General features: G+C 36.0%; 6 protein-coding genes. 3 read left to right on the top strand and 3 right to left on the bottom strand.

Annotated elements, in window-relative coordinates; translation table 11 throughout:
• Both CDG77_RS34235 and CDG77_RS34230 read right to left on the bottom strand, forming a co-directional pair.
• The coding region (locus CDG77_RS34235; RefSeq protein WP_223270150.1) for a type IV secretory system conjugative DNA transfer family protein at nucleotides 1–335 on the bottom strand (335 nt) is incomplete at its 3' end.
• 163 nt (nucleotides 336–498) lie between these two features.
• The gene (locus tag CDG77_RS34230) at nucleotides 499–750 is read right to left on the bottom strand and encodes a hypothetical protein (RefSeq protein WP_190234157.1); all 252 of its coding nucleotides are present in this window, start codon (nucleotides 748–750) and stop codon (nucleotides 499–501) included.
• Nucleotides 751–824: 74 nt separating this feature from the next.
• Here CDG77_RS34230 and CDG77_RS37240 point away from each other — a divergent pair, with 74 nt between their 5' ends.
• Complete coding sequence (locus CDG77_RS37240) at nucleotides 825–983, top strand: hypothetical protein (protein ID WP_190234156.1); 159 nt, start codon at nucleotides 825–827, stop codon at nucleotides 981–983.
• Nucleotides 984–993: 10 nt separating this feature from the next.
• Here the strand turns inward: CDG77_RS37240 and CDG77_RS34225 are convergent, their stop codons facing one another.
• The gene (locus tag CDG77_RS34225) at nucleotides 994–1755 is read right to left on the bottom strand and encodes a hypothetical protein (protein ID WP_094333569.1); all 762 of its coding nucleotides are present in this window, start codon (nucleotides 1753–1755) and stop codon (nucleotides 994–996) included.
• 143 nt (nucleotides 1756–1898) lie between these two features.
• Here CDG77_RS34225 and CDG77_RS34220 point away from each other — a divergent pair, with 143 nt between their 5' ends.
• Complete coding sequence (locus tag CDG77_RS34220; RefSeq protein WP_094333568.1) at nucleotides 1899–2198, top strand: Txe/YoeB family addiction module toxin; 300 nt, start codon at nucleotides 1899–1901, stop codon at nucleotides 2196–2198.
• A 133-nt stretch (nucleotides 2199–2331) separates the two neighbouring features.
• The coding region (locus CDG77_RS34215; protein WP_094333567.1) for a DUF5895 domain-containing protein at nucleotides 2332–3221 on the top strand (890 nt) is incomplete at its 3' end.

Raw genomic sequence — 3221 nt, 5'->3', positions numbered from 1 at the left:
TAAAGTTGCTCTAAACTTTGGATACCCAGAATAAAGCAGGCACCATTAGAACGATATTCATTAATCCACTGAGGTAAGCGGTCTAGTTTTATAGATGGTAATTCATCCAAAGAAATAATCAACGGATCTTTGCGGGGACGGCTTAAATTACCGACAATCATCAAGTGCATTGCAGCCGCCAGCAGAGGCCCAACCACACTACGGCGTTCATCATCTAGCTTGAACACCACCATCTCTCTACCTTCAAGCTTAGTGGGAATGTCCGATTTCCCTATAAATGCCCTCAGCAAATCAGCTTGGATGAAAGATGAGAAAGTACCTGCTGCTGTGGTCAAAATCTAGGGTGTTGACTCTGTACCCTTTAGCCCATAAGACTTCACGCAAAAAATGTGTTGCTTATTTTTGCCTAAAGTGCCTGAAGCAGGCACTTTAGGCAGAACAAAAAATAACACCAATAATTTTCCCCAAAAATCCCGAAAAATACACAAAGTCAACAGCCTAGTTAGTGGCTGCTAGTTTTTCGCTGACACCGCAGACTTTACCAGTGGTGATTTTGCCTTTACCCGTACCACTGATTTGCAGTAGTATTAAAACTACCAGTAGTCCAGCCATCATTGTCCAACCTTGGGGGTTGTTGTACTGTTGAAAGAATTTGCCGAAGTCAATATTGGCTAGTGTTGGTTGGTAAGTTGAGACTTCAATTAATGTCGAGTTAGCAGTGTTTGCTAGATTTTTCTGGTAAAGGTTCATAGCGGTTAAGTATGCGTTTACCAGCAATTTTAGTTACCAAGTCAAAACTAGGGAATTGACCTTGTGGATATTTTTTGAAAGAGATAAGAGATGGTAAATTATGGGCTGCTAATTTGGGAGATTCGGAATTTGAACCCAGAGAAATCTATGATTTTAATGATCAACAACCGCAATTATTACCCCTGAAAATGCGAGTCAATGGTAGGGTTGGGGTTGTCAGTAGAGATTACTAAATTTTGTGGTTTAATTTGAACGATTTGCAACAAATAGCTGACTATCAAAAAAAACTTGAGCCAAATAAGCAACTTGTTGTATTTGAGGTTGGTTTCTGAATCTTACTCTTAGTAAACTGAAATTTTCATCACTAAGAATTTCACTATCTCTTAAAATCCTAATCATATCAGATGTAATTGTATCCCAAGGATATTGTGATTCTGTGAAATTTAAATCTTCAAAGACTGTTTCATAACTAGGTAATATGCCTAATTCTCTGGGTTCGGAAAATATATAAAATTGCTTCCCAGTCGCTTTAAAAGATATATGATGTTCATCATTATCTGGAATCACTCCTATCAAACTTGGGGAAATGAAAGCAGAATTTTTTACTATTTCTTTATTGATATAAAGTTCATTAAGTGTTTTTAGTTCATAAAATAGAGGTGTTACATAATAAACATGATTCCTTTGTTTTTCTAGTTTTAATAGTAAGTCATGTTGTTTGGATTTTTCGCGAGAGCGTAAGTGCATTCGGTAAAAAGAACCTGTAAAAAGTCCGTGTTCAATTTCTTTAGTTTTTTTACGTCCTTTCATATAATCAGACAATTTGAATTGTAAAAAAATAGGAATACCTAATACGTCAATACTAACATCGTATCCATATCCGTCTTTCCCTTCCTTATACAGTGATGGAAAAACGGGTGCAACTTTCATTTTATGACGATGATAAGAAACTATTTCTTCAGTCAAAGCATATCCGTAAGAAAATTCGGAAATTAATGGTCTCATAATTATTTTCTATTTTCTGTTTTGAAAAAGGCTATTTTAATTAGTTCCGCGTTTTGACTAGTTCCGCGTTTTGACTGTCTATTTTGATTTGTCCAGTTTCATAATTATATCAATAAATACAATTTTGACAACAAAATTAGAATATTGTACAATATGAAGAAAAAGAATTATCTGGTTATTTTCCGGTTTTCAGTCCTGATTTTAAAGCAGATTTGGCTTGGTGGTATAATCATGATAGAAAAAAAGGAGATAAGATATTAGATTTAGTAGCGGATATTCTTGACGGTCAACCGTTTACAGGCTTAGGTAAACCTGAACCTCTTAAATATATTGCTCCTGATACTTGGTCACGACGCATTGATTTAGAACATCGTTTGGTTTATAAAGTAATGCAAAATAAAGTTTATTTTTTACAAGCTCGTTATCATTATGAATCAGATTAAAATCAAAACATAGTATGCTAAACAAAAAAACGCGAAATTCCCAATCTTCTATAGGGCGAGCGTTAAGCAAACTCAATAACTGAATTTAGAGGCTAACGCCTCATGCTTTGGACAATCATATTTATGCAGTCCAATGGTTAAATCAAAAGTTACAAACAACTCTAAATACCCCCATCAATCTACGACCAAAACTGCTGCTACTAAACCTAAAACTACCAAAGCCAGAGCAACTGAACCTGATGATTATGACTTTGAAGAAACCGATTTTGAAATAGACCCAGAACTCTTCAATGATCATTATAACCAAGTCCGTAAACCGCTTCTTCCCTATGGCATTGTCGTTAACGATAAACCTGCTGGACTATTGATTCCAGAAGACCAGTTAGAAAAAGCTGGTTGGCTAGAAATGCTAGAAGAAGATGATCTAACTACCGTCACTTTAACTGAAGATGTCACCGGACTATTAATTACTGAAGGTCGGTTGCTGGTTTTAGCTTTTGCACCAGAATATATCCGCTATAAATCAGATGTTGAAGAAGTAGGTGGTTCGTTTGTTGGTCTTTATGATGACTACAGGCATAGTCTTGATAAAAGAACAATGGATGTCTGTTCAGAACACGCAATCATGTTTCTTGATGACAAAAATCAACCATTACATACTACTCCTGTTGTTGTCCGATTCAAGAATGTAGCTCTCTGGAGTTTTAAATCAGTCCGTGAAGAGTTTTACCGTTCATTAGAGAAAACCTTTGCTGATTATTTCCAAGTACCATTTAGTGGTAAAAGTGATAAATGGCGGAGTTTAGGTGTGCTAGAAATTGAGTTTAGAGCAATTAAAGAAGGTGAAGGTAAGAATAAACATAATTGTTGCAAAACAGTAGCCTATACTAAACCCACAGTTGAAAACTTTCCCCAACTGTATTTAGGTAAACCCGCAGCTAAAGCTTTAATTTGGCAACAACATGATGCGATCGCTGGTTTTAATGAACCTCAATCCCTACCTGCTTTGCCAGGAGAATCGGT

The organism is Nostoc sp. 'Peltigera membranacea cyanobiont' 213, from assembly GCF_002245975.1.
In the GTDB taxonomy this organism is placed as follows: domain Bacteria; phylum Cyanobacteriota; class Cyanobacteriia; order Cyanobacteriales; family Nostocaceae; genus Nostoc.
Note: the sequence above shows the minus strand (reverse complement) of the source record. Positions and strands in the feature narration are given on the sequence as shown.

Bases quoted from the DNA above. Each gene is read 5' to 3' on its own strand.
- CDG77_RS34230 (WP_190234157.1), bottom strand. From the start codon at position 750: ATGAACCTTTACCAGAAAAATCTAGCAAACACTGCTAACTCGACATTA.
- CDG77_RS34225 (WP_094333569.1), bottom strand. From the start codon at position 1,755: ATGAGACCATTAATTTCCGAATTTTCTTACGGATATGCTTTGACTGAA.